This window comes from Rhizobium leguminosarum bv. trifolii WSM2297 (genome assembly GCF_000271845.1).
This window is the reverse complement of the sequence record NZ_JH719393.1, coordinates 16,296-40,029: the sequence shown is the minus strand read 5'-3', so window position 1 is coordinate 40,029 and position 23,734 is coordinate 16,296. Positions and strand designations below refer to the sequence as shown.

The window sequence follows — 23,734 nt, the reverse complement described above, 5'->3', positions numbered from 1 at the left end:
CTTCGATGACGGACACAACATCACAGCTCGAGGGTGCAACAATTGAGCTCGAGACAGCCGATCAATCCGCATGGCCCGCGGCGACCTGGTTTGCCGTTCTTTCGATGGCGGCCACCAGCTTTGCGCTCGTATCGGCTGAATTCCTGCCGGCGGGCCTTCTGACGCCAATGGCCCGCGATCTCGGGATCAGCGAGGGAACAGCCGGACAGGTCGTCACTGCTACCGCCTCCGTCGGCGCCGTGACGGCGCTGTTGAGCAATGTTCTCATCGGCAGACTTAACCGAAAGGCAGTGCTGGTCGGTCTCAGCGCGCTGGCGGTCGGCTCCAATATTCTTGCTGCGTTAGCGACCGATTTTTGGCTGTTGTTGTTGGGCCGGGCTGGGCTGGGCATCGCGCTTAGCGGTTTCTGGGCACTTTCGGTTGCCGTGGTGGCGAGGCTGGTCGGCGCCAATGCGACAGGTCGGGGCATGTCGATTGTCACCCTTGGCGTGTCGCTCGCCACCATAGCGGCACCATCGATGGGCGCATTGATCAGCGACTGGTTGGGCTGGCGCAGCGCCATGGCGATGACCGCCGGGCTTGCCGCGATTGCCATGCTCCTGCAGGCACTCAGCTTGCCAACACTGCCGGCAAGCACCAGCAACAGTCTCGCCGACGTTTTCCGACTGACACGCCGGCGCGGCATTCAACTTGGGATGCTTGCCATCCTTTTGCTGATGACGGGGCATTTCGCCGGCTCGGTTTATGTGCGTCCCTTTCTCGAACAAGTGACGCTCCTTGACACCAGATCGATCGCCTTGGCGCTGCTTGGGTTTGGTATCGCCTCTGTGATCGGCAATGTTGCCGGTGGCCGAATGGCCGACGCCAGTATTGCAGTGGCCCTCGCTGTCACCGCGGTGCTGATGGCGTTTGCGGCGCTCGTTCTCGTGCTTGCAGGCGCTCATGCCGGCATCGCGTTCGCCCTCGTTGCACTTTGGGGCTTCGCTTTTGGCATGGCGCCGGTGGTGCTGCCGACCAATCTTTCCCGCGGGGCACCCGATGCGCTGGAGGCGGCAGGCAGCCTGATGGTCGTGTCCTTTCAGGTGGCCATCAGTATCGGCGCGGTTTTCGGCGGTTATATCGTCGATCATTACGGCGCTATTGGTCCATTGACCCTCACCGCTGCCCTGGCTGCGTCGACGGTCGTCTTGGCGCTGCTGCAGCCTCGCAGCTGATTCCGGGTCGAGCATCACCTGCAAACGTACGAAAGGTGCTGTGGAGTTCTCCATATTAACGGGCCAGGCACGCCGCATGCCTGGCCGAGGCCGCTCTTTCTGCTCCGGATATAAGACCGCCGGTAATCTGGACGCGAGGCGGTCCGCGAGAAGGAGGGACTCCCACCCTTCAGCTTTGACCGATGGGCCCATGTTCTCAAGGACGGCGGAAGCCTGATCCCGAACTTCGGCATCTATACCGTATTTGGACACGTGCGTTTGCAGCCATGTTTGTCTCGAGTTTTAGCAGCGATGTAATGCATTTGAACGGGCGGCGTTCGATTCTTCGATCATCGCCCCGTTTTTCCGCATCGACCGATTGTCCTCAGCGCCGGGGCTCGACGGTCACTTCGCCGAACATGACGCCGCGCGTCAGTGGCTTGGCGAGGAAATCATGCGGGAAGCCGAGAACGATGGCGCTGGCCTCGGCGAGCCGGGCGCGATGCTCATCCGACAATTCGATATCGAGCGCACCGAGATTGTCTTCGAGCTGGGCTATTGTCTTCACACCCATGATCGGCGAAGTCACGGCAGGGTTGGTAAGCGTCCAGGCGATCGCCACCTGCGCCGGCGTCTTGCCGATTTCGGCAGCAACCTGCTTCACGACATCGGCGATTCCGAGGCTGCGCTCGGTCAGCGAACCGTTGCCGGCAGCCACATTCTTGCGGGTGCCGACCGCACTTGCTGTGCCCGCACCGATGTCAAGATCTGATCGGCTGTATTTCCCTGTCAAAACGCCCATCCCGAGCGGTGACCAGGGGATAACGCCGAGGCCGAGTTCAAGCGCCATCGGGATCAGTTCACGCTCAACCGTGCGCTCGATTAGGCTATATTCGATCTGCAGTGCTACTAGGGGCGCCCAGCCGCGCAGGTCGGCCAGCGTCTGCATGCGCGCCGCCTGCCAGGCCGGCGTGTCGGAAATGCCGGCATAGACGATCTTGCCGGCACGAACGAGATCGTCCATCCCCCTCATGACCTCCTCGACCGAGGTCGTGAAGTCCCAGGCGTGCAGATAGAAGAGATCGATATAATCGGTGTTCAGTCGCTTCAGGCTGTCTTCTACAGAGCGAACCATACTGCGGCGGTGATTGCCGCCGGAATTGGGATCCTTCGGGCGCGAGGTGATAGTATATTTGGTGGCGATGACAAGCTCGTCGCGACGCCCTTCGGCAAAGCGACCGACGAGTCTTTCCGAGGTGCCGCCCGTGTACTGGTTGGCGGTATCGATGAAATTGCCGCCGCGATCGACATAGGCGTCGAACATGCGGCGCGATTCCTTCTCATCGGCACCCCAGCCCCAATCGGTTCCGAAGGTCATGGAGCCGAGCGAAAGCGGCGAGACGCGCAGGCCGGAACGGCCGAGGAGACGATAGCGGTCAAGGGACAGTGTGTTGGTTGTTTTATCTGACATGGGATAAATCTCCTGTGTTGCAGACAGAAGATGCGCCTTGCCGATACTGACAACAATGCTACATTATCGGCATGCCTTCTTTAGAAAAGATTACATAATGCGCGGCAGCGACTATGCAGAGCTCAGGGCCTTTGCCGCAGTTGCCGAACACGGCAATTTTGGCCGCGCGGCCGCCCGGCTCGGCATGTCGGCCTCCGCGCTCAGCCAGACGATCCGCACACTCGAAGAACGGATGGGTATCCGGCTGCTCAACCGCACGACGCGCAGCGTGGCGCCGAGCGAGGCTGGCCAGCGGCTGCTTACCCGGCTTTTGCCCGCGCTTGCTGATCTCGACCAGGCGATAGCCGATGTTACGGCGCTTCGCGATAAGCCGGCCGGTCCCCTGCGCATCAACGCACCTCGGGTCGCGATCACGCACACGCTGGCGCCGTTGATTGCTCCCTTCAATGCAGCCTACCCCGATATTGTCATCGACATTATCGTTGATGACAAACTTTCCGATATCGTCGCCGGTCGGTTCGATGCCGGCATCCGGCTGGGCGAGATGGTGGAAAAGGACATGGTAAGCGTAAAGCTCGGCGGTGACATGCGGCTCGTCGTCATCGCCTCGCCCGACTACATCGCGCGCCACGGCATGCCGCAAACGCCGCGCGATCTGCGCGACCACGCTTGCGTCGCCTCCCGCTGGCCGACGGATGGCAGCCTCTATCACTGGGAATTCGAACGCGGCGACGAGAAACTCGATGTGGCCGTCTCGGGGCCGCTCATCACCACCGACAACGACCTGATGCTGCGGGCCGTGCTGGATGGCGTCGGCATCGGTTATCTCTTCGATTATTACGTGGCGGAACATCTCGTCGCGGGCCGGCTCGTCAGCATGCTTGACGACTGGACACCCCCGTTCCCGGGCTTTCACCTCTATTATCCCAGCCGGCGCCAGATGCCGCCGCCGCTGCGTGCCTTCGTCGATTTTGTTCGCGGCAAATCTCTTAGACCGCCTCCAGAGACACAAAGTTTTTAAACCATGCATCAGGGCGAGGTATGTCGATCCAGACGGCTGATCGAAACGCTCTCGAACCGTCTGGAAAATCGCGAATGTAGTGTCCGCCACGGTCGCGTCTCCTGCCAAAAAACCTGTTGTCGCCAATTTCCTTTTCCAGAACATCAGGGGTTTCGGCTACGTAGCGGAAGAGCGCACGTTGTGATGGCTCCGGCCCCCTCACTTGAAATGCGTTTGTCATATTCCAAAACCAAACCCGGGATCTAACGAGGAGATCCGTGCCTAGCCGTTCCAACGAGCGAAAGCGCCGCGACGTAGAGCGGTTCGCGGTAAGAATGCAGCGGCCGGCCAAGGATCTTTATCGTCGGCAAGCACGATCGACGACGATTACCGGTCAGATGCTGGCAGCCCTTCTTCGTCAAACGATCAACGTCACCCGCCTCTGGGATCAACCCGTCGCTGACGTAGCGTTCAGCCATGAGGCGCATCTCGTAGACCATCCACTTGACAAGCCCCGGCTTTTCGGCGTCGCCAACTCCCTTGGGATCTTTGCCACAGTGAGCGGCTCGACCGCATCCTGGTCACCGGCGAGGAAGGCACGGTCGGCGCCCTTGGCGAGCGCCGCGCGCAGTGTTTTCTTGGCCGCACCGATCGAGACGACCACCACTTCCTCGGCCTTGCCGGCTTCCTTCGGGCGAAGGGTCTCTCGACCGAATTCTCGTCGAACGGGCCGCCAGAAGTCCTCATGGGAGGCATCGGCTCCAAGCGCAACGCCGGGCAAAGGAACGCGCTTCAACAACATTCGGAGGCGATCAATGCGTATCTCAACTAAACGCGACGGTCGGGTCGTGTGAACGATCGGCCGTTGAAAGGTTAGCTGCCGGCCTATTCTCAACCTGCATTCTATCCTGCCGGACGACGACATGCGCAAGCGCGGAGGAAGGCCCCTCGATCGCAGCGCAGGCTCTTTCCCATGCACATGGCTCGACACTCATCGCGGTCCGAAGCCAGGCCAGCGTCAGCCGTTTAGTCGCTTCCAGCAAGTCCGGCGCCTCGATCTCAGTCTCCTTGGCGTCGAGCCCTGCGATACCGCCCAGTCCGTGCCCCGCACTGTGAAGCGTCAACAGCGCGTCAGCGCCCGGCGCATCATGAAAGGCATCCGCATGCCAGTCGGGCCCGCGCGTCGTGAAGTGAGGATCGTCAGCATCGCCGCAGACGACGAGGCTGCGCGTGGCCAGCGTCGAGAAATCGACGTCGAAGAACGGAAACCGGGCGGCACTCTCCTCCGTCATGTCCATGCCGCCGCGTCCGGGAGTAGCGAGCAAAATGCCCGCCGAGATCCGGGGATCGGAGAAATCTTCTCCATTCAACTGCGCGCCCAACAGCAGCCCAACCGTGTGACCGCCGAAAGAGTGACCGGCGGCAGCGACCCGCGCGTGATCCAAACGTTCGGCAACCGCCAGCGACTGGCGTTCCACCTTCGGCAGTTGGTCGAGGATCGCCTTCATCTCCTCGACGCGCTCGCGCCAAAAGAACGGCGCTCCGGGTGCATCTGCGGGCAATCCGCCAACGCGCGAACTCGCATGGGTCGGCTGGATCACCGCGAAACCACGTTCTGCCCAGAATTGCGCGAGTGGCGCATAGCCATCCTTTGACGGAATGTAATTGGAAGGTCCGAACCCATGCGACAACAGCACGATAGGCAAGCGATCGCCTGTTGACGGGGCAGTCAGGCGCAATTCCAGCGGCGGCCGTCCGTCCATCGGAAGGCGGATCGGCGTATAGGCGATCGTGAGACTGGCTTCGGGTGTCGGAATACGTTTTGCGAGATCGATGAGGTTGTTCATGTCGGAATATCCTAAAGTGTGGGTTCTTGTTCGTCGCACTTACGCGACAGGATGGCCGGCCTCGCGGAACCAGGTTTGCGCATCGGCACCAGCCGGAATTTTCTTGGGCGCGTCCGGCTCCGTGACAGCACGCCAGACGGCTTCAGCCACGTCTTCCGGCGTCGTGAATTCGGTGCCGGACCGCAGCGACGTCAGATAGTCGTGAACAAAGGCGCCGTAGGGCTCGGGTATATCCATCCCCATGCGCCCGACGGCATTCTTCCCGAAGCTGGTTGTGGGTGCAGAACCCGGCAGAACGAGCTTGGCGCGGATCCCGAACAGAGCAGCCTCGAGGGCAAGGCTTTCGGTAAAGGCATTGAGCGCTGCCTTGCTGGCGCTGTAGACGGAGAGCGCCGGCAGCGGCTTGATGGTGACGCTGGAGCTGACATTGACGATCACGCCCGAGGCGCGTTCGCGCATCTGCGGCAGGACTACCTTGGTCATGGCCATGGCGCCGAAGACGTTCGTCTCGAACAATTCGCGGATCTTCGCCATCTCCGCTCCTTCAAGCACGTTCAGCATGCCGACGCCCGCATTGTTGACCAGAGCATCGATCGGCCCGGCATTGTCGACGGCTTTCTCGATGCTTTCCGCACTGGTCACATCCAGCGCCAGAATCTTGAGCCTGTCGTTTGCGGGGAGCAGGTCACTCTGCGGTGTGCGCATGGTTGCCACCACGTCCCACCCCTCTGAAAGGAATGTCTGCGCGATTGCGAGGCCGAAGCCGGAAGAGCAACCGGTGACAAGGATCTTTGGCATGTCATGTCTCCTGAATGATTGACTTGCCTAGAGATGGACGACATCAGACGGACTTGCTATAGTCAGTTGTCCGGAATGTTTTAGCAAAAGTCCGAATTAATGGCCGACCCGATTGCCGAAGTCGTCGCTCTCCTCAAGCCAAGCCCTTCCATCTCCAAGCTGGTGACGGGAGGCGGTCGGTGGCTCGTCGAGCGCAAGGAGCTTGGAAGCCCCTTCTATTGTGCCGTGGTCGACGGGCACTGTTTGATGACCATCACCGGCCGTGAGCCAATGCGACTGACTGCCGGCGACTTCGTGCTGGTTCCGGAGATCTTCTCGTTCACGATGAGCAGCCTGCAACCACCGCCTCGCGGGGTCACTGCGAAGCGCCTCGAGACCAGTCCGGGCGCTTTCCGGCTGGGGGACCCGGATGTGCCGGCGGAGATCGTGGCGATGGTCGGTCATTGTGCTTTCGGCTCGGATGACAAGGCACTGCTCGTCTCGCTCCTGCCGGAGGTTATCCACATCAGGGGCGAGGAACGCCTGACGCTTCTTGTCCGGATGATCAACGATGAAACAAGAGCCGACCGGACCGCCCGCGACATGGTTCTGCGCCGACTGCTCGAAGTCCTGCTTATTGAGGCCCTACGTTTGGCGGGCGGGGCGGTGGTCCCGCCCGGCCTGCTGCGAGGCATGGCCGATCCGCTGCTGGCCCCCGCTCTGCGGCGGATCCACGAGGATCCAGGCCGCGGCATGACCGTAGAGGCTTTGGCGCAGGCTGCCGCCATGTCCCGGTCGACCTTCTTCGAGCGGTTCCGCCGAGAGGTTGGCGTTGCCCCGATGGAATATGCCACCGGCTGGCGCATGGCGCTCGCAAAGGAGCTACTGCGCAAGGATGTCGCAACGGCCGAGATCGCACAACGCGTCGGTTACGGCTCAGCGAGCGCCTTCAGCGTCGCGTTCACCCGCCATGTCGGAAAGCCACCCGGAGCCTATTCCCGGGAAGGCGCGGCAGCGTGAAGCGGCATCGGAACGAGCCAAGGCGATGCGGCCCTCCGCGAGCCTTGCGATGTTCACTTACGCACACAGATCTACGCCGCAACGGTCTCACCATCGAAAAAAATCTGCCCACCGCGCCTGTATTGAGGGTAGCCAGGGCGTGGTCGATGATGAACTCGGCAACAGGTCGTTATCGAGTGAGGTGCCAAAGCTGCGACTTATTTTCACCTTGTTAGGGGGTAACGCCCGAAGTCATTTGCGAATAACCGTTGCCATAGTCGTCCATCGCCAGTCTGACACCACGCGACGTCAGCGCTTCGACTGGCCACATCGGCGCGATCTTCGAACTGCGATGCCTCGGTGATCTCCAATTCGAGCCTGCCGCCGAATGTCCGTTATTAGCGCGCCCGCGACTAAAGTAGATCGATTAACGCGTCGAGAAAGGCGCGAACAGCCGGATTGCTGCGGCGGCTCTCCGGCCAAACTGCCATGATGTTGTGCCGGTCCACGGCGAAACCGGACAGAACCGGCATCAACTCCCCGCGTTTGACCCAAGGAGCAGCCATGAAGCTGGTGCCCATTCCGATTCCGCCACCCGCAGCGATCGTTGCTATGACAGCCTCACTTGTATCCACGATGATGCTGGAGGATGGCACGATCTCGATTTCCCGCTCTCCGATCTGGAACGGCCACCGAAACATCTGGCCGTTGCTTTGATAGCGAAGGTTGACGGTTTCGTGGGCCGCCAGTTCGTCCGGATGCTTGGGGGTCCCGCGAAGGGCGAGATACTCGGCGGAAGCATAACAACAAAGCCTATGCCCCGACAGTCGTCGCGACAGAAGGCGCGAGTCAGCAAGGTCGCCGATCCGCACAGCCATATCGATGCCTTGCTCGACAAGGTCCACCATGTGGTCGCTTAATCTGAGGTCGATCGTGACTTTCGGATGGCGCTTTCGAAACTGCGGGAGAGCCGGCGCAATGACATGAAGGCCGATCGGTAACGACGCTGCAATGCGCAATGTGCCGGCCGGCTCGCCACGCGCCGTCTTTGCCACCTGCTCAATTTCTTCAGCATCGCGCAGGAGCTGCAGTGCGCGTCCGTGGATGTCACGCCCTTCCGCCGTTAGTGTCAGAGAGCGTGTCGTGCGCGTGAACAGCGAGACGCCGAGCTGCTCCTCCAGCCGCTGGACGCTCTTGCTGATTGCCGAAGGCGAGACGGACAGAGAACGGGCCGCAGCTGTGAAGCTACCCAAAGAGCCAGCTCGAGCGAATGCGATCAAGCCGGTCAGACGCTCAAAGATGATTTGTTCCTTCATGGCACTATTAAAGCGAAATGGGAGGCATTATCAACACCCTCATTCCGTCATATCTAATGGTGACGAAAACAGAGTGAACGAAGGCTGTGATGACTGAGATGATGAAAGCAGTGCGGTTGCACGAATTCGGTGGGCCCGAAGTCTTGCGGTATGAGGATGCGCCCCGGCCTGTAGCCTTGAACGGCGAAGTGCTTGTCCGCGTGCGCGCAGCCGGCATTAATCCACCTGACCTTTATCTGCGCGACGGCTACCGGGCGTTACCGCCCGAATGGCAGCCTGATCCGACCTTCCCCCTGATCCTTGGCACCGATGTTTCGGGTGTTGTGGCTTCGGTGGGCGACGGTGTTTCAGGGTTTAGCGTCGGCGACGACGTCTATGCGATGGTGCGGTTCCCTGAAGACCTGATGAGGGGCAGCAGCGCCTATGCCGAATATGTCTCTGTCCCCGCATCTGAGCTTGCCCTGAAGCCTGTGGGCATCGATCACATCCAGGCAGCAGGTACACCCATGTCGTTGCTCACAGCCTGGCAGTTTCTAATCGATCTCGGCCATGATGCACCCAACCCGTTCCAGTCATTCCACCATGCGCCGGTCCCGCTCAAGGACAAGACGGTTCTGGTCAATGGCGCAGGCGGCGGCGTAGGGCATCTCGCAGTTCAGGTGGCGAAATGGAAGGGTGCACGGGTGATCGCTGTTGCATCCGGAAAGCATGAGGCACTTCTTCGTGGTCTGGGTGCGGCAGAGTTTATCGACTACACCAAGGCGGCGGCCGAGGCGGTGGCGCAAGATGTGGACCTTGTGATCGATACCGTCGGGGGCCCGAACATGGAGCGTTTCCTGTCGGTCATCAAGCCGGGGGGAGCGCTCTTCCTGGTCAACCCTTTGGGCTTCTCGGGCCGGGATAAGGCTGCCGAGCGCCGGATCACGGTGTCATCGACACAGGTTCGCTCAAACGGCACGCAACTGGCGGAGGCTGGTCGATTGCTCGACAGCGCCACCATTCGTATCGTCATCGATAGCACCTATCCGTTGTCGAAAGCGTCGGCTGCGCACGAGCGCGCCTTGCAGGGCGGTATCCAGGGCAAGCTCGTTTTCAGCGTCGCCTAATCTCAGGCCCTCGGTCAGCCGATCGTCAGAGACCGGGCGCAACTTCAAAGGAAATGCACATGCTGATTGTAACTGGATATATGCACATCGACCCCGCCGACCTGGCGGAATTTCTAGGCGCCCTGCAAGTTCTTGCGGTTGCCACCCGACAGCGTGCCGGCAACGTCTCCTATGACGTGGCGGTGACCGACCCTGCGGCCGGACGATTGCTCATTTCGGAACGTTGGTCCGATCAGTCCGCGCTCAGTGCTCACCTTGAGGCGCCCGACACCCAAGCGTTCGTCGCCCGATGGCAGGGGCGTATGGAGGGCGACATTCGGAAATACGACGCTTTTAACGAACGCGACCTTATCAAGCGCTAATCCGCGTCTCCGCCCTCACGTAGCTCATATTCGTCCACCTTAACCTTAAAAACTGCGGCCCCGGATTTGCCCGAAGCGGAACAGCACAACGAGAGCCGCGCCGGGCATCGCGCCCCAAACCGGCGCCTCTCCGTTATCGAAGTGGGATCCGGTTGGGTCCGGCATCAGTGTGGAGAGCTGCACAAAGGGCATTGAAAATAGGCACCGCCCAGCCCGAGCTCGCCGAGAGATCCGAGCTGAATGCCCATCTCGAACGGAGTTGCCACGAAATTGAACCTGACGCCAGCACTGCGGTCAATCGGCGGATTTGGCGCCTGACGCTTGCCGGAATAGTCCGCGTGTTGGCCGATTAGTTTGACCTCGAGCTAGATCTTTGGATTGTCATGCACCACGATCTGCGCGCCAATGCAAGATGCCGCGCGCTATTCGCCGCGTTGGTCAAAGGGTTCAAAGAGCTGTGAGCGCCTGCGACGCCTTGGATCGGAGGCAATTTGGCGAGGGGAAAGAGACCCTCGTGAGGAGGCTTCCCGACGAGAAGGCAACCACAACCGCAAGCCCTTAATGTGCTGGCCGAGTTTCGGAAGAAAGGATTTCCTGACCCCGATATTGGCGCGGTGAGCATCCGACGACGCGCTTGAACGCCTTGCTGAAGGCGCTCTCGGACTGATAGCCCAGCGCCGGCGCGACAACCGAAACAGGGTCATCGCCGTTTTCAAACCGGTTGCAGGCCAGAAGCATTCGCCACCTTGACAGGTAGTCGATAGGCGTCTCTCCAACGGTTGCCTTGAAGCGCTCAGCGAATACGGAGCGTGACATTCCGGCTTTCTCACCCAGTTCCGCCAACGTCCAGTTTTTCGCCGGGTTGGCATGCATCGCGCGAATTGCGCCACTCAGGTTCTTGTCGGCCAGAGCATAGAACCAGCCCGTGCGTTGATGACTATCTGACAGATGAATACGAAGTGCCTGGAGCAGCATCATATGCGAAAGATATTGCGCCATCAGATGTCCGCCCGGCCGATGAGAACGTAACTCCTGCATCATCCGTTCGATTGACCAACGCAAGGCGTCCCGCTCTGTTTCCCCTCTGAGGTGGACGATGGGCGGTAGCATTTCCAAGAGCATACCGGCGCTATTGCCGCTAACAGCGAAACGCGCACCGACAAGTGAAAAGTTCCCGCCTCCGTTGACGGTGACCATCCCCCCCGTACGCGCTGCGGGAAAGAGCGTCGGCGCAGGGACCGGAGAGAGGCTGAGATCACTTGCGAGCCGGAACGGCAGGCCGCGCGGCAGCACGAAGCAGTCGCCCTGTTCGAGGCGTACCGCTTCATCGACGCCGTCGACCGCCAACCAACACCCCCCCGTGACGATCACATAGCATTTGATCTGACGGTGTTGGTCGCCGAACTGGATCGACCACTCGCCAGCGGCATCAAAGCCTGAAGAGATGGTGCTGTCTGGCTTGAGCAGGCTGAGCACTTCAGAGAGCGGATCCATAAGAGTTCCGGACGATCGCGACGATATTGCCGACCATAGAGCATGGCTCGTCCACCATCAATGCCTTAACTGTCTGTTCAAGGCGTTCACGAGCGTTGACCAACATCTACACAATCCTGCAAGGGCATGAGGAGCATCCAATGATCGTAGTCACCGCCCCTACGGGCCAGATCGGCCAGCAAGTCGTCGAAAACCTTCTCGGACAAGGCGCTTCGGTCCGCGTCATTGCCCGCGATCCCACCAAGTTGCCGGCTAACGTTCAGAACAAGGTTGAGGTTGTAGCGGGTTCCCATGCGAACCCCGAAATCGTGAAACGGGCATTCGGTGGTGCAAAGACAGTGTTCTGGCTGGTACCTGCGGACGAAAAAGCAGACAGCGTCATGGCCGCCTATGTGGATTTCTCCCGACCGGCCGCAGACGCCCTGAAAGCCAATCGTGTAAAACGCGTGGTGAGCATCACTGCACTCGGACGAAATACGCCACTTGCAGCCAATGCCGGCTACGTCACCGGCTCGCTGGCGATGGACGATCTGGTCGCCAGCACCGGTGTCGACTTTCGCGCGCTCACCATGCCCTCCTTCATGGACAATCTTCTCATGCAGGCCGCGTCGATCAAAAACCAGGGCATGTTCTTCTCACCGATTTCCGGCGATTTGAAATTACCGAGCTGCGCCACCCGCGACATTGCAGCCGTGGCGAGCCGGTTGCTGCTGGACCCCAGCTGGCAGGGCCAGGAGGAGCTTGCCGTTCTTGGGCCGGAGAACATTTCCTTCAACGATATGGCAGAGATCATGTCGGACGTTCTGAGCAGTCCCGTTCGGTTCCAGCAAATCACCTTCGAGGCCTACAAGGCGCGATTCCTGCAATTCGGGTTTTCCGAGGCGATGGCACAGGGGATGACCGACATGGCCAGTGCCAAGGACCGCGGCCTCGATCTCGGCGTCGAAAGAACCAGTGAGAACACCACTCCGACCAGCTTTCGCCAATGGTGCCAGGACGTCCTGCGCCCGACGCTCCTGGGATAACCACGAAAGAACTAACATCATGCAGATGACAGGGAACACCATCCTCATCACAGGCGGCACCAGCGGCATCGGCCGGGGCCTTGCCGAAGCATTTCACAAGCTCGACAACCAGGTCATCATCGCCGGCCGTCGCCAAAGCCGCCTTGACGAGATTACGGCAGCCAACCCGGGCATGATCGGCTTTCAACTCAACGTTCAGGACCCTGAGGCGATCGACGCCTTCGCGACACGGGTCCGGGAGAAAATGCCTGAGCTGAATGTCCTGATAAACAACGCGGGTATCTCGCGACCCGAAAGCCTGCCCGGCGGCTCTGATCTTTCCATCGCACGCAACATTATTGAGACAAATATCCTGGGCGTGCTGCACATGTCGGCAGCCCTCCTCCCGGCCCTTGCCGCGAAGCCGCAGGCGACCATAATCACGACGACTTCAGGTCTGGCGTTCGTTCCACGCAACAACTTCCCGACCTATTGCGCCAGCAAGGCGTTCTTGCATTCCTGGCTACAGTCCTTGCGCGTCCAGCTGCGCGGATCTTCGGTCGAAGTGCTTGAACTGGCGCCACCCTATGTCCAGACGGAACTCAGCGGGCCTCATCAGCTCAGCGATCCACACGCCATGCCGCTTGCCGCCTATATCACCGAAGTGATGGAGCTCCTGGCCGACCCGAACCCACCTGAAGGGGAAATCCTCGTCGAGCGTGTCAGGGGAGAACGCTTTGCCGAAAGGGACGGCGACTACGCGCGACGGTTTGCGATCTTCAACGGATTTTGACCTACACGCACCGCATATGGCGCGCGCCATCTCGACACGGAAGCCGTCGTGCTAATGGGGCAACCACGTCGAAATCATCGAATACCGTGCCGTCCACTTCACCAAATCCAAGTCGTGCTGAGGGCACTCGGCGTTGCCGCCGAGAAAAGTGAAGCTGCGAAAGACGAACTGAGGAAGAAAGGAATACTGTGATGCCCCTATATGTAACAATCGGCTATGGAGACCAGCCAGGCTTATGACCGTACGACTCCGGCAGGCGCAACGAAGCCCATACCCATGATGAGAAGTTGAAGATGAAAGGGGCTCTCCGGTGGGTCGAGACGACGCACGGACCCTTTTTAGAGTCATCCCTGCCGGTTGCCGGGTTCGCGCTTATCGAAGCCGACAGCCTCCGGGATGCGATAGAACTCGTCTCAAGGACTCCATGCGCCGTTGCGCACGGGATCGTCGAAGTCTGGCCATTGGAGCAGCGGAAATGACCGATCATGATTCATTCGTCGTCCTCGGCGCGTCCGACCATATCGGATTCGTCGTTGGGCGGACCCTGCTCCAGTATGACCACCATGTCATCGGGGGTTGCTCGCCCTCCACTTCCGCCAGGATCGTTCAATCACCAGACACTAGCAACACGACTTCGTGACAACACACTCGGCGGCCGAGAACATTGATGACCGACCTTTTAGGCTTGAAGAAGAAAACCCCGCGAGAGCGGGGATAGGAAAAGGGGTGTTTTCTATTTTTGGCCCAACCCATCGCGACGTTGCAACGACCAGTCACGCAAGTTCTGTCAATATATTCAATAAATAATACTTTTACAAGCATTTGTTTCGACATATATATTAAGATAAGCTAAAAGTCGAAAGCTACGATACCCGTATAAGGAACAAAATCAGCTTAAGCGTTGAAATTATAACTACAATTTGCATCAATATTTGGTATTGTTCGTTTGGCCGCCCAGCGATCGCTTGCTAAACCCTAAGCAATGAGTCTCCTGTACGTTGGGCGGCCATAATCGACCATAAAAATGCCGGATATTGTTTCCCTTAAAATTGTTCATTCGCTGCTTCGGGCGAGGATTCCGGCTTCCGCTAAATGGCGCTAGGTGTCTCGACCCCGAAGGGCTTTCGCACGACCGAACGTCATCTCATCGGGACGGGCAACCGTCGCAGCGACGAGGAACGGAACCGGGGCGTTCTCGAATAGGCCGACCCGTCCGACAGGTCTAGGCGTTGACAAGGTGGGTCCACGACGTGAGTGCCCGATGTCGATCGGCGCATATTGAGGCCAGGCCGCTGCCATGGACTAGGACTCGTATGGCATCTGGGAGGAATGCCTGTCGCTGTGAGCCGGCCGTCACGGAACCGAATCAATGTTCAGGCTTTCGGTGTAGGTCAGGAGGGTCTCGTGTCATGAACAACTCTCAGATCAAGGTTCCTATCCGTCCGCTCCATGTCGAGATCGAAGGTCTCGCGCGCTACCGCCAGGCACACACCGTCGACGAACTCGCGGTGCTTCTGCTCAGCGTGAGCTGGCCATCCGGCGGCAAGCAATCCCCCGAGTTTCATCGGGCGCTTGCGACGTCGCTCGACGCGATGGAACTCTATCTGGATCCTGAGATCGCCCGCGACGCCTTCGTAAAGGCGGCCCGTGCGGCGGGAATGCATGTCCTCCCCGACGACATGGCGGAAATGAAGATGGCGGGCTGACAAAAACAAGCCCCGCCCGAGGCAATCGCGCCGCACCGCGGTAAGCTATTCTGAGGTGTTAGCACCACAGTAAACGGTGCGCAGCTCGCACATTGACAGGTGAACTTGGATTTTGAAGTCTCGCGACCGTAATGGCCGAAGGATGGTGAGCCTGGTTTCGCTCGCCGCATCCCAGCGGCTTATCATCCCATCAGCAATTCAGTGGATATTGCCAATGCGCGAAACACTGTGGGTGAAGTTTATGAGTAAGTTGCCGGGTTCAATCTATCTGTCTTTTGCTACTCGATTTGTGCGCTGCGACTATGCGGCGACCTGATTTCCCCCTTCGCCGACGCATCACCTGCTGTCGCCAAGTATAGGCGAATTCCTGGAGCGGTTTCCCGAGTCGCTCGTCGATGTCGGCCTGCGGGATCGAATGGGCGACCTCGCCGGGACGGCTTCGACGTTGTCGTCCGGTTCTGCGAGCCGGAATCCTCGTCACTGAAGGCGCGGCTGCTGTTCAGGGCGCGCGTTGTGACCTGCGCCTCGCCGTCCTACCTCGCTCGCCATGGCAAGCCTGAAGAGCCGAAGGATCTCCGAAACGGGCACCGCTGCCTTTTGATCCGCAATCAAGTCACGCAGCGCCCTTACGAATGGGAGTTTCAGCGCGGTCCGGCTAGGCATCCCCGTCGCCGCCGACGGATCCCTTGTGGTCAATGACACCGGATCGCTGGTCAGCGCTTGCCTTGGCGTGCCGCTCCTCTCCGCTTGGTCCGACGAGACGTTTCCGCCCTACGCGTATCGTCAAGCCTCCTCCATCAAAGGTTCAGGCTTTTTTTGGAGTTGGTCCGCGGGATCACGGGCTCAAACATTCTGCCGGACAGAGCGGCCGACCCGGTGGCTAGCCTCTCACGTCCTCAGCGCTGGAAAAATTCGCGATAAGGCCGTGTCGGCTCTGGCATCGTTGGAGATCAGCAGCAGTTGGTAGCTGATCTTCGGGCCGCCGGCCTCGGATGACCGCCAAGTGTTCTCGCATCGGGGCGGAACCAATCTGATCGGTAAACGGTTGATTGGGAACCCAAACCGTCAGTTCGGCGCATTCTTCGCAAGGAGCGCATCTTGACCAAGAGTTTTCCGGCGCGCACCTCCTCTACCCACGACAGGCGAGCGCCGACTTCTCGCAACGTCGCACTGCCTGGCGATACAGCACATGCAGGCCAAGGTCATGTTCGCATCTTTCCAGCAAGAACGGTAAAGCGAAGTCCGCGGTGGTCGAATAGAGCCTTATCTGCGGTTCTATTGCTGTCCCTCGCCTCCTGCTCGAACGAGGATGAGCAGTCTCACAAACAACTGCAGGAAATCCTCGTGTGGAGCGCCAGCGCCGAGATGATCCTGGAGGCCCGCCTTGGGGGACGTGTTCCAGAAGGTTTCACCGATCTTGCCGTGCAACGATGCCATAGGGAGATCTTGCATCTTTCATCGCAGTTGCCGCAAACCTCGAGGTATGACCAAGCGAGAGCGGCTGTTGTCAGGCTCAATGGATTGATCGCCACGGCGCACGACGAGATCGGACATGGGCGTTTCGAAGAGGGCCATCAAAATCTTGTCGAGCTTCACCGCTACGAGGCCGAGCAGCTTATGCTCTCTGGTGCAGGGGGATGAAAAAGCTGCTTCAGATATCGCTGGGGATAGTCACCAGCGTCGGGGGATTTATCGAAACCGGTCAGATCGCAACGTCGAGCCAGGCTGGAGCGGCCTATGGGTTCAGCCTGCTTTGGCCCATTGTCATCGGCACTGTATGTCTTATATTCCTGATTGAAATGTCGGGGCGATTTGCCATCGCCAGCCATCACACCGTCGCCGATGGGATGAGGGAACGTTTCGGAGCGAATTACTTCCTGGTCACTTTATTGATCATTTCGATCGTCAATCTGCTCGTCCTCGCGTCAGAGATTGGCGGTATTGCTCTAGCACTGCAATTTGTCAGCGGTGTCGGCTTTCAGTGGTGGGCCTTGCCGGTAGCCTTGACCGTATGGCTTCTGCTCTGGAAGGGCACATTCGGCATGATCGAAGATGGTGTAGCCCTCCTGGGCTTGGTGGCAGTATGTTTCGTGGTAGGTGTGTTTGTCATGGGCCCACCCTGGCTGGAGGTGGCAAAAGGACTGGTGCCGACGCTGCCGGACAAAGAGCCGCTGCACTACGGTTTCATTGCCGTCAGCATTCTAGGAGCCGTGATAGCCCCGTTCCTGTTCTTGTTTTACTCGTCGGGCGCGATCGAGGAAAAGTGGGATAAGAGCTTCCTTGGCGCCAATCGCGTAATCGCGACGGTGGGGATGAGCTTCGGCGCCGTCATTGCAGCGTCAATCCTGATTGTGGCGGCACTCGTCTTTCCGCCGCGCGGCATCACCGACATCCAAGGATATGACCAGATTGCGCCGATATTGACCCCAGCATTGGGCAAATGGGGTTTTTACCTTTTCGCGGCTTCGCTCGGAATCAGTTGCTTCGGCGCCGCGCTCGAAGCAAGCCTTGGCCAGGCCTACCTGGCCGCCCAGGGTTTTGGTTGGAATTGGTCGGAAGATGCCAAGCCCCGAACCGATCCGGCATTCGCCCTTGTCTATACAGGCTTCATCGGTATCGCAGTCCTGCCGATCGCGATTGGCGTCGATCCCCTGCAACTGACGATTTTTTCGATGGCGATCACCGCGTTGGCCTTGCCCTTCGGCGTCATTCCGTTTCTGTTTTTGATGAACGATCGCAATTTTGTTGGAAAGCACCGTAATGGATGGATCAGCAATACCGCCGTGCTAGTCATTATCGGCCTGTCGTTCATAGTCGCCCTGATAACCCTTCCCCTGCAGATATTTGGAGGATGATATGCTTTTGATCCGCGACGTCCTGGACAAGCAAATGGTCGACAAGGAGCAAAATCGTATCGGCAAGGCAGATGGCCTCGTCCTCAGCCTTTCTGACGGCGACGCTCCCAAAGTCGCGTTCATTGAAATGGGGAGTCTGACGCTGTCGCGACGGCTGGGCTACCGGTCGCATCGCTTCCTGCGTTGGCTTTACCGAACGGCTGGCGCAGATGATAATGCCACGGCTTTTCGCGTGCCCTGGGAAAAAGTCAGAAACGTTGCGATTGACATCGAAGTGAACGTGGATCGTCGCGAGACGCCATTGGAACAGTGTCAGGATTGGCTGAAGCGCCACGTGATCACGCGGATCCCGGGAGGATAACCATGAACGAGGTTCGGCTCGAACTACTGCTCGGAAAACAGGTCTACGACCTTGAAGGCAAGGCCGTTGGCCGGTTGGAAGAGGTTAAGGCTGAAGCACGCGGCGCGGATCTCTATGTCGTCGAATATCACCTTGGCGCCTACAGCCTCTTTGAGCGGCTGTCGGCCCTTGCCATCGGTCGTGCAGTACTGACCGCGATAGGGGCGGCAAGATCCGGCAGCAAAAAAGCGGTTCCATGGGACAAGCTCGATATGCGGGATCTCGAGCATTTGCGAGTGACTTGCCGCGAGACTACCCTGCAGACGCTCAACTGAAGCCACCTCTATAGATGCCGCACGCCCCCTGCACGCATGGGGCGCCCGAGCATATCCCTGAAGCTGGTCGCAGCAGCAGCACGCGGGCGTCTTCCTGATGATGAAATTCGATGCCCTCGGCAGTTACGGGTATGCCCAGCGCACTGGCAAGCGCAACCGTTGCTCTCAGAACGGCGAGCCCCCGCCTCCCTTATCCACCGCCACAACGAGAGATGTGTCGAATGCGTGATGAGTAAGGATCGGTCGTCGGTTGGGTGAAGGCTCAGCCAATTGGCGGCCGATCCTTACTAATCACGTTCAAGCTGTCGAACCCGGACCGTCGCAATGTCCCGATACTCGCGTGACCACAAGCGAAGTCATAGAGAGCAAAGCCTTCAGCGCATCAATCGAACGCCTCGCCTGCTCGGAATGCGACATCAGAACCCTCGGTAATCTCCAAGGTGAGCGTCATCGGATCAAACCCTTCGTCGCGAACAAACCGAAGAACATCGGCAGCGAAATCGGGATTGCAGAGTTGCAATGGCGAGACATTCACGGACAGCCCAGGGCTGGCGCGTCTGCGCATCTGGCTGAATTGGCCGGCCGGATCAAGCTCCTCCGCATCGACGTCTCGGGCGCTGCGACGAGTTCAAATGGACGTTGCGGCACCAGACGCCGGTAGAAACTTCGCCTTAAAATGAAACAAATCCCGGAGCTACACGTTTAGGCGCGTTGCCTTTGGCTCGGCAGATTGATGGATGGGGCGGAAGAGATCCTATTCCGCTGGTGAAACCTCAACCGCTCCGACCGCGACGAGAAGATCACAAGCGCAAAGGTCGCCGATGTCCAATATCGAGGAATTCCCGCTCACACCCCGCAAGTTGAGCGAATATGACGCGCTTGTCGCGGCGGCGCCGAGCGTGCTCGACGCTATTCCAGGCGCCGTCTATCTCTGCGATCACGATGGCTGGCTCGTCCGTTATAACAAACAGGCCGCCGAACTCTGGGGAAGGACGCCGCGGCTCGAAGAAAGGCGCGATCGTTTCTGCGGGTCCCATGCTCTTTTCATGCCGGACGGCACGCCACTGGCGCACGAAGACTGCCCGATGGCGACGGCTGTATTTGAGGGAAGAGAGACACGCAATGCAGAAGTCGTCATCGAACGGCCAGATGGATCGCGCTTTGTCGCCCTGGTGAACATCCGCCCCCTGAAACACCACAACGGTACGATTCAAGGGGGGATAAATTGCTTTCAGGACATCTCCGCGAGCAAGGCCATCGAGGAGGAGGTTGGCCGAAGGAACGCAGACCTCGAGGATTTCTTCGAGAACAGCGCGATCGGTCTCCACATTGTCGGTGGCGACGGCATCATTCAACGTGCAAACAAGGCAGAGCTGGCTCTTCTCGGTTATACCGCCGAGGAATATGTCGGACGGCATATCGCGGAATTTCATGCGGATGCGCCGGTCATAGGCGATATTCTGCATAAGTTGTCATGCGGTGAAAGGCTCGACCGCTATCCTGCGCGCCTTCGCGCTAAGGACGGCTCTTTCAAGCATGTGCTGATCACGTCCAACAGCCGGTTTGAAGATGGAACGTTCATCAACACGCGCTGCTTCACGACCGACGTGACCGATCTCCACGAAGCCGAGAGTGCACGTCGCGACAGCGAGGACCGCCTGGCGGCGACCTATGAAGCTGCGACGATCGGAATTGCAGAATCTGACTCCGTGGGGCGCCTTCTCCGGGTGAACGACGCGCTATGCCAGATGCTCGGACGTTCCCGCCAAGAGCTGCTCAGCATGACCTTCTGCGATTACACCCACGATGACGACCGTGAGCAGGATGCCGCGCTCTACACACGTCAAATTGCCGGAGAACTCGACAACTATGCGCTGCGCAAGCGGGCCACAAGACCGGATGGGAGCATTGTCTATCTCGACATCCATAGCTCGTCGGTACGGGATGACACCGGGAGCTTCCGCTACGGCGTGCGGGTGATTCAGGATGTCACGGTCGCGAAGCAGATGGAGGACCAGATACGCGCAAGCGAGCAGCACATGCGCGATTTGCTCGAGGCGCTACCGGCCGCGGTATATACGACCGACGCGACAGGACGGATTACATTCTATAACAAGGCAGCTGTTGAGATGTCGGGGCGAACGCCACAGGCGGGCGACATGTGGTGTGTTACCTGGCGTCTGTTCAATCTCGACGGCACCCCGCTTCCGCATGACCAATGTCCGATGGCGGTGGCACTAAAGGAAGATCGCCCTGTTCGAGGCGCGGAAGCGATCGCCGAACGGCCAGATGGCAGTCGCGTTCCCTTTATACCGTACCCTACGCCACTTCACGACGCCAATGGCCACCTCGTCGGAGCCATAAACATGCTCGTCGACATCACGGAGCGCAAACAAGCAGAAAGCAGACAGAAGACTCTTATCGATGAGCTCAATCATCGCGTTAAGAATACACTAGCGACGGTGCAGTCGCTGTCGAGACAATCGGCAAGGCACGCTGAGGATCTGGATGACTTCCTGCACCGCTTCGAAGATCGACTGTTGTCTCTTTCTCGAGCCCACGATCTTTTGACCAAGCGGCACTGGCAGGACGCTCCCCTGGATTCTCTCATCCGGGAGGTGCTGGTACCGCTCGCCGGCGAAGCGGCCTGGCGCATCAAGTTCGACGGGCCTCCTGCTGCTTTGGACCCGCGGGCGGCACTCAGCCTTACAATGACTTTGAATGAGCTCGCCACGAATGCGATCAAATATGGGGCGCTGTCGTCCGAGGCGGGCGCGCTCTCTCTGTCCTGGCGGCTCCAAGATGAGGCCGGGGCTCAATCAACGCTGGTCCTTGAGTGGCATGAGCAGGATGGGCCGCCTGTCAGGCCGCCAACCCGACGAGGTTTCGGAACTCGCCTGATGGAACGCTCTATTGAGCGGGACCTCGGTGGTGAGTTTGACCTTTCCTTTGAGCCAACCGGCGTATCCTGCCTCATCTCGATTCCGGTTGGGCAGGTGAAGGCATGAACGTTTCCGGAATGAAGGTTCTCGTTGTCGAGGACGAGGGTCTGGTGGCTCTGATGATCGAGGACATGCTGGAGGATCTCGGTTTCGACGTGGTCGCATCCGTATCGCGGCTTGCCGATGCACGGACGATCGTGGCCGATGCGGCCGTTGATCTTGCAGTGCTGGACGTCAACCTTGCCGGTGAGTCCAGCTTTTCAATCGCGGAAATCCTCCGCAAACGTCAGATCCCGTTCATATTCAGCACCGGATACGGACTGAGCGGATTGCCGGATGAATTTGCTCATCAGCCGCTGATTGGCAAGCCTTTTTCCAAGAAAGATCTACAGGAAACAATTGAGGCCGCATTGAAGCTCTGATGCGGGCGGTAACTGGATGCGTCGCCAGCGGACATGAACCGCATCACGCAATCATCACGACCTATATTGAGCGGGCGGTCAGGTGGACTGGCGATATCCTCGGGCTCTGTCGAGCTTGCAAGAGGCACCTCGAAGTAGTGGCGCATCTTATCGAGCGTGCCATGGCAGTGGCCCAAGTCAGGATGAAGTGAAAAGGCGCCGCCGGTAATTGCTTCTCCAACGACGGCGGCGACCGGCTCTTGACTTCCACCCCCTTGCCGAGCGGATCAACCCGTCCGTCTCGGTTCCTTGCCTTTGCTTTCTACTATTCGGTTGAGTTCTGAAGCGACAGGCCACCAAAAGCCGGGATCAGTTCGAGGGCAGACACCGTCCTCCTACGAGCTTGAGGGCCGCCTAGGCGGCCCTCGCCTTCTGCATCATCGTGAGCCCAAAGATTATCAAACCTGCCAGCGTGAGGGCGAAGCCGGCCCAGACGGCCGCGAGGAGGCCGTAACCCGCCGCGATCGTGGCACCACCCGCCGCAGCGCCAACGGCATTGGCGACATTGAGCGAGGCGAGGTTCATCGCGCCCATCAGGCTCGGAGCTTCCGGAGCGAAGTTGGTCAAGCGAACCTGAATGGTCGGGATCGCCGCCATCATTGCGGCGCCCACACCGAACATGGACGGGAAGAAGATCCAGGGATTGGCACCGCCGACGGCCAGGACGGCCATGATCAGCAGCGCGCTGCCGAAGCCGATGGCGATGCCACGAGCCTGATGGAGGTCGGCGAGCTTGCCGCCATAGACATTGCCAACCGTCATGCCGATGCCGAACAGGGTCAGAGCGACCGGGATCATTTCCGGGGCCAGGCGGACGGTGTCGGTGACCATGGGCGCGATGAAACTGTAGACCGCGAAGATGCTGGCGACACCGAGGGCGGCAACGAGCATGACGCCCCAGACCGAGCCCTTGCGGAGCGACGACAGCTCCTGGATGACCGGGACACCGTCAAGCGCCTTGGTGCGCGGCACCCAATGCCAGATGGCACCGAAGGCGAGCAGCGAGAAGGCTGCGACTGCGAGATAGGTTTCGCGCCAGCCAATGGTCTGACCGAGGAAGGTGGCAAGCGGCGAGCCGACGATGGTTGCGACCGTCAGGCCGCTCATGACGATGGCGAAAGCCTTGCCTGCCTGTCCGGGTCCGACGATGTAGGATGCGACCACGGCGCCGGCGCCGAAATAAGCACCTTGAGGTAGGCCGCTTATGAAGCGCACCAGCATCAGGAACCCTAGGTTGGAGGCTATGGCCGAAAGCACATTGCCGGCGATGAACAGGCCCATGAGCAAGAGCAGAAGCATGCGACGGTTGAGCCGGGCGGCGGCGAGCGTAACCAGCGGCGCGCCGAGGACGACGCCGAAGGCGTAACCCGTAATCGCGTTGGTCGCATCGGGAATGCTGATGCCAAGGCTGTCGGAGAACAGCTGGATGATACCCATGCTGGCAAACTCCGACGTGCCGATCGAGAAGCTGCCAAGCGCGAGCGCGAGCAGCGTCAGCTTCTGGGAACGGGCGGTGGTATCGGATGTGGCGGGAACGAAGCCGCGAGTTTCTGAGGTGATGGACATTTCGGTGGTCCTTTTGGGAACGGAATGGGTGAATTCGTTGGTGGAACTCATACCGGCGTGTTGCTCGAGGACATGGATGTCACGTCCGGCCTGGTCGCAGTAGCCAGGCCGCGTTCTCACAACTTGAAAGAAATTCAGAGGTAGCGCGACAGCATGTCAGAGACGGC

21 protein-coding genes and 2 pseudogenes are annotated in these 23,734 nt (G+C 59.5%); 15 read left to right on the top strand and 8 right to left on the bottom strand.

Features of this window, described 5'->3' with window-relative positions; all coding sequences use genetic code 11:
* The first annotated feature begins 5 nt into the window (after nt 1-5).
* Nucleotides 6-1,214, top strand: coding sequence for an MFS transporter (locus RLEG4DRAFT_RS03945; RefSeq protein WP_003575378.1), 1,209 nt, complete (start codon nt 6-8; stop codon nt 1,212-1,214).
* 364 nt (nt 1,215-1,578) lie between these two features.
* Here RLEG4DRAFT_RS03945 and RLEG4DRAFT_RS03940 read toward each other — a convergent pair whose 3' ends face one another.
* Nucleotides 1,579-2,664, bottom strand: a complete 1,086-nt coding sequence (locus tag RLEG4DRAFT_RS03940) for an aldo/keto reductase (RefSeq protein ID WP_003575376.1) — start codon at nt 2,662-2,664, stop codon at nt 1,579-1,581.
* 97 nt (nt 2,665-2,761) lie between these two features.
* On the opposite strand from RLEG4DRAFT_RS03940, the gene RLEG4DRAFT_RS03935 reads away from it, so the two are divergent.
* Nucleotides 2,762-3,685 (top strand): LysR family transcriptional regulator, encoded by a 924-nt coding sequence (locus RLEG4DRAFT_RS03935; protein ID WP_003575374.1) that lies wholly within the window; start codon nt 2,762-2,764, stop codon nt 3,683-3,685.
* Between the two features lie 485 nt (nt 3,686-4,170).
* Here the strand turns inward: RLEG4DRAFT_RS03935 and RLEG4DRAFT_RS42320 are convergent.
* The 3 genes and pseudogenes from RLEG4DRAFT_RS42320 to RLEG4DRAFT_RS03920 form a co-directional block, all read right to left on the bottom strand.
* A pseudogene (locus RLEG4DRAFT_RS42320) lies at nt 4,171-4,402 on the bottom strand (electron transfer flavoprotein subunit beta/FixA family protein); the annotation flags it as partial.
* A gap of 86 nt (nt 4,403-4,488) precedes the next feature.
* Entirely contained in the window at nt 4,489-5,511 is a 1,023-nt protein-coding gene (locus RLEG4DRAFT_RS03925; RefSeq protein ID WP_003575372.1) for an alpha/beta hydrolase family protein, read from the bottom strand.
* A 39-nt stretch (nt 5,512-5,550) separates the two neighbouring features.
* Nucleotides 5,551-6,309 (bottom strand): SDR family oxidoreductase, encoded by a 759-nt coding sequence (locus tag RLEG4DRAFT_RS03920; RefSeq protein WP_003575370.1) that lies wholly within the window; start codon nt 6,307-6,309, stop codon nt 5,551-5,553.
* A 99-nt stretch (nt 6,310-6,408) separates the two neighbouring features.
* On the opposite strand from RLEG4DRAFT_RS03920, the gene RLEG4DRAFT_RS03915 reads away from it, so the two are divergent.
* Nucleotides 6,409-7,308, top strand: a complete 900-nt coding sequence (locus tag RLEG4DRAFT_RS03915) for an AraC family transcriptional regulator (protein WP_003575368.1) — start codon at nt 6,409-6,411, stop codon at nt 7,306-7,308.
* 392 nt (nt 7,309-7,700) lie between these two features.
* Here the strand turns inward: RLEG4DRAFT_RS03915 and RLEG4DRAFT_RS03910 are convergent, their stop codons facing one another.
* Complete coding sequence (locus RLEG4DRAFT_RS03910; protein WP_003575366.1) at nt 7,701-8,603, bottom strand: LysR family transcriptional regulator; 903 nt, start codon at nt 8,601-8,603, stop codon at nt 7,701-7,703.
* A gap of 89 nt (nt 8,604-8,692) precedes the next feature.
* Here RLEG4DRAFT_RS03910 and RLEG4DRAFT_RS03905 point away from each other — a divergent pair, with 89 nt between their 5' ends.
* Both RLEG4DRAFT_RS03905 and RLEG4DRAFT_RS03900 read left to right on the top strand, forming a co-directional pair.
* Nucleotides 8,693-9,709, top strand: coding sequence for an NADP-dependent oxidoreductase (locus RLEG4DRAFT_RS03905; protein ID WP_003575365.1), 1,017 nt, complete (start codon nt 8,693-8,695; stop codon nt 9,707-9,709).
* Between the two features lie 59 nt (nt 9,710-9,768).
* Nucleotides 9,769-10,071, top strand: a complete 303-nt coding sequence (locus RLEG4DRAFT_RS03900) for a putative quinol monooxygenase (RefSeq protein ID WP_003575363.1) — start codon at nt 9,769-9,771, stop codon at nt 10,069-10,071.
* Nucleotides 10,072-10,629: 558 nt separating this feature from the next.
* Here the strand turns inward: RLEG4DRAFT_RS03900 and RLEG4DRAFT_RS03895 are convergent.
* Nucleotides 10,630-11,565: an AraC family transcriptional regulator gene (locus RLEG4DRAFT_RS03895; RefSeq protein ID WP_003575362.1), complete on the bottom strand. Its 936-nt coding sequence runs from the start codon at nt 11,563-11,565 to the stop codon at nt 10,630-10,632.
* A gap of 140 nt (nt 11,566-11,705) precedes the next feature.
* Between RLEG4DRAFT_RS03895 and RLEG4DRAFT_RS03890 the strand changes: the two genes are divergently transcribed.
* From RLEG4DRAFT_RS03890 to RLEG4DRAFT_RS03850, 8 genes are all read left to right on the top strand, one after another.
* Complete coding sequence (locus RLEG4DRAFT_RS03890; RefSeq protein ID WP_003575360.1) at nt 11,706-12,590, top strand: NAD(P)H-binding protein; 885 nt, start codon at nt 11,706-11,708, stop codon at nt 12,588-12,590.
* A gap of 19 nt (nt 12,591-12,609) precedes the next feature.
* Nucleotides 12,610-13,362: an SDR family oxidoreductase gene (locus tag RLEG4DRAFT_RS03885; RefSeq protein WP_003575358.1), complete on the top strand. Its 753-nt coding sequence runs from the start codon at nt 12,610-12,612 to the stop codon at nt 13,360-13,362.
* 1,409 nt (nt 13,363-14,771) lie between these two features.
* The gene (locus RLEG4DRAFT_RS03875; RefSeq protein ID WP_003575353.1) at nt 14,772-15,068 is read left to right on the top strand and encodes a DUF982 domain-containing protein; all 297 of its coding nucleotides are present in this window, start codon (nt 14,772-14,774) and stop codon (nt 15,066-15,068) included.
* Nucleotides 15,069-15,353: 285 nt separating this feature from the next.
* On the top strand, nt 15,354-15,767 hold the full coding sequence (locus RLEG4DRAFT_RS59840; RefSeq protein WP_085061877.1) for a LysR substrate-binding domain-containing protein: 414 nt from the start codon (nt 15,354-15,356) through the stop codon (nt 15,765-15,767).
* 399 nt (nt 15,768-16,166) lie between these two features.
* Nucleotides 16,167-16,709 (top strand): hypothetical protein, encoded by a 543-nt coding sequence (locus RLEG4DRAFT_RS03865; RefSeq protein ID WP_003575351.1) that lies wholly within the window; start codon nt 16,167-16,169, stop codon nt 16,707-16,709.
* Nucleotides 16,706-17,923: an Nramp family divalent metal transporter gene (locus RLEG4DRAFT_RS03860; RefSeq protein WP_003575350.1), complete on the top strand. Its 1,218-nt coding sequence runs from the start codon at nt 16,706-16,708 to the stop codon at nt 17,921-17,923. Before RLEG4DRAFT_RS03865 ends, RLEG4DRAFT_RS03860 begins: the two co-directional genes overlap by 4 nt.
* 1 nt (nt 17,924) lies before the next feature.
* The gene (locus tag RLEG4DRAFT_RS03855) at nt 17,925-18,284 is read left to right on the top strand and encodes a hypothetical protein (protein WP_003575349.1); all 360 of its coding nucleotides are present in this window, start codon (nt 17,925-17,927) and stop codon (nt 18,282-18,284) included.
* Nucleotides 18,285-18,286: 2 nt separating this feature from the next.
* Nucleotides 18,287-18,598, top strand: a complete 312-nt coding sequence (locus RLEG4DRAFT_RS03850; RefSeq protein WP_003575348.1) for a PRC-barrel domain-containing protein — start codon at nt 18,287-18,289, stop codon at nt 18,596-18,598.
* Nucleotides 18,599-18,606: 8 nt separating this feature from the next.
* On the opposite strand, the pseudogene RLEG4DRAFT_RS39925 reads toward RLEG4DRAFT_RS03850, so the two are convergent.
* Nucleotides 18,607-19,139 (bottom strand): annotated as a pseudogene (locus RLEG4DRAFT_RS39925) (EAL domain-containing protein); the annotation flags it as partial.
* A 280-nt stretch (nt 19,140-19,419) separates the two neighbouring features.
* Here RLEG4DRAFT_RS39925 and RLEG4DRAFT_RS03840 point away from each other — a divergent pair.
* On the top strand, nt 19,420-21,606 hold the full coding sequence (locus RLEG4DRAFT_RS03840; protein WP_003575346.1) for a PAS domain-containing sensor histidine kinase: 2,187 nt from the start codon (nt 19,420-19,422) through the stop codon (nt 21,604-21,606).
* Nucleotides 21,603-21,962, top strand: a complete 360-nt coding sequence (locus RLEG4DRAFT_RS03835; protein ID WP_003575344.1) for a response regulator — start codon at nt 21,603-21,605, stop codon at nt 21,960-21,962. The genes RLEG4DRAFT_RS03840 and RLEG4DRAFT_RS03835 overlap by 4 nt, the downstream gene beginning before the upstream one ends.
* A 393-nt stretch (nt 21,963-22,355) precedes the next feature.
* Here the strand turns inward: RLEG4DRAFT_RS03835 and RLEG4DRAFT_RS03825 are convergent, their stop codons facing one another.
* Nucleotides 22,356-23,567, bottom strand: a complete 1,212-nt coding sequence (locus RLEG4DRAFT_RS03825) for an MFS transporter (protein ID WP_171898178.1) — start codon at nt 23,565-23,567, stop codon at nt 22,356-22,358.
* Between the last annotated feature and the right edge of the window lie 167 nt (nt 23,568-23,734).